2 protein-coding genes are annotated in these 1,873 nt (G+C 37.1%); both read left to right on the forward strand.

The genetic code is table 11. The features are described 5' to 3' along the window. The first annotated feature begins 396 nt into the window (after nt 1-396). On the forward strand, nt 397-1,197 hold the full coding sequence (locus EKM61_RS11795) for a ParA family protein (protein ID WP_016511697.1): 801 nt from the start codon (nt 397-399) through the stop codon (nt 1,195-1,197). A gap of 1 nt (nt 1,198) precedes the next feature. Next, nucleotides 1,199-1,546, forward strand: coding sequence for a DUF5388 domain-containing protein (locus EKM61_RS11800; protein WP_016511698.1), 348 nt, complete (start codon nt 1,199-1,201; stop codon nt 1,544-1,546). The last annotated feature ends 327 nt before the right edge of the window (nt 1,547-1,873 follow it).

Genomic DNA, 1,873 nt, shown 5'->3' on the forward strand with positions numbered 1-1,873 from the left:
ATTTAGACCCCAGCTTGTCCCCTAGGGCTTTAAAAATCGCACCGGCCATGATATAATAATAACTAAATTAAATTTATTTTTGTGGCGCTCACCGATTACAGTCGGTGGGTGTTTTTTTATGTTCTATTTTGACTACGGTTATCATTATATCAGTTATCAAATCTTTGGTCAATTTTTATTGTGTACAGTACACCGTACACAGTACACTGTATCTTGTACACTGTACACCGTGTATTGGGTACTGTGTACTGTACACTTAAATAATTTCATAAAAAAGCCGTCATTCCGCATTCAATGGTTAAGGATTTTTTCCTGTACATTGTGTACTGAGTACGGTACACTGTACACATAACACAGTACACCGTGTACCGTGTACGAATGGAGGAATTTTAAAAAATGATAATTAGTTGCGCCAATGAAAAGGGTGGTACTGGTAAAACATCTACTACAGCCTTAATCAGTTGGGAATTATCAAATATGGGATATAAAGTGCTTATGGTAGATTGTGACCCTCAAGCAAACCTAACTGATTTAATGATAAAAACAAAAAGTCATGAAAATTCCAACATCACAATTGATCCATCTCTTTTCGCATTACTAATTAACGGAAAAGACTTAAATGACGGCATCATTAACATTAAGAACGGTCTTGACCTAATACCAGCTGCTGCTGATATGAACTTATTCAGTCGGTGGGTTGATAAACAAGACATTGATGAAAAAGCTAAAGTCAGCTATCTTAAAAACTCTTTGTCAAATATATCTAGCAAATTCGACTTTGTGTTTCTTGATGTAAGCCCTACAATGAGTTTAACAAACGATAACGTTTTTATGTGCTGCGACTGGATCATTGTTATGCTACAAACTCAGCAAAGAGCATTGCTGGGAGCAAAAAGTTTCTTAAGCTATTTACAAACGAATTTAATTGACGAATTTGGAGCAAAAGTAGATGTAGCAGGTATTCTTCCAGTTCTTACAAAAGGGCAATCAATTATTGACAATGCCGTTCTTAAACAGGCCGTAGAAGAATTTGGGGAAGACAACATATTTGAAAATGTCATTACTGCTATGGAAAGAGTAAAGAGATACGACCTTACTGGAATCACTGAAAGCAGTCGTTCTGTTTGGGATAAAGCTACTCACAGCACATATACGGCAGTTGCTACTGAATTAATATCTAGATTGGAGGCAGAATAATATGGGGGGGCTTTTGAAACACGGTAATGATGATCAGGTAAAAAGTCCTGATAAGAAGGTAAACGTAAATGTATCATCAATTTCTAGAAAGCAAGCAGGTTTTGGCGAAGATAGCGTGGAAAAAATTCCTACCTTCGATGTAAACATGCGAGTTGATAATCATACCAGAAACGCCGTTTTGGCTTTATCTAAAGCAACAGCTGATAAGCGTTCAGCTAGTGAAATGGTTGCTTTGATGATTGAAAGTTATCTTGAATCACTAACTCCCCAAACACGTGATACTTACGATGAATTGGTATCGATGATGGAAACAAAGGATAAGCTTGACTATAAACTAAAAAGTAAATAATCACGCGCTCTCAGACAACACGTTCACCTTTTAGACGTATACTTGTCCGTTTAAATGAAGCAGAATGCACACAAAAAAGCCACCCACCTCGTGATGAGATGAGTGGCTTTTTGGTTGTGCCAATTTTGTAGGATTAACTTAATGGATTGAAGTCAATATTTGAGACAGATTTTAAGAGACATTCAGAACCGCGTTTACCTTCCACAGCTCAAATAAATCATTAATCGCGATTAATAACTTATTTGAACCCTGGAAAGCATTAAATCAGGCGGCCATTTGGCTCGTAAGTGTTGCAATTTCAACTTGTAAGGGGGTCTGGTAGCCCAG

Origin of the sequence: Loigolactobacillus backii (assembly GCF_003946275.1) — a bacterium.
Classification (GTDB): Bacteria; Bacillota; Bacilli; order Lactobacillales; family Lactobacillaceae; genus Loigolactobacillus; species Loigolactobacillus backii.

Excerpts from the sequence above, each read along its gene's own strand:
- EKM61_RS11795 (WP_016511697.1), top strand. The coding sequence starts at position 397 with ATGATAATTAGTTGCGCCAATGAAAAGGGTGGTACTGGTAAAACATCT.
- EKM61_RS11800 (WP_016511698.1), top strand. The coding sequence starts at position 1,199 with ATGGGGGGGCTTTTGAAACACGGTAATGATGATCAGGTAAAAAGTCCT.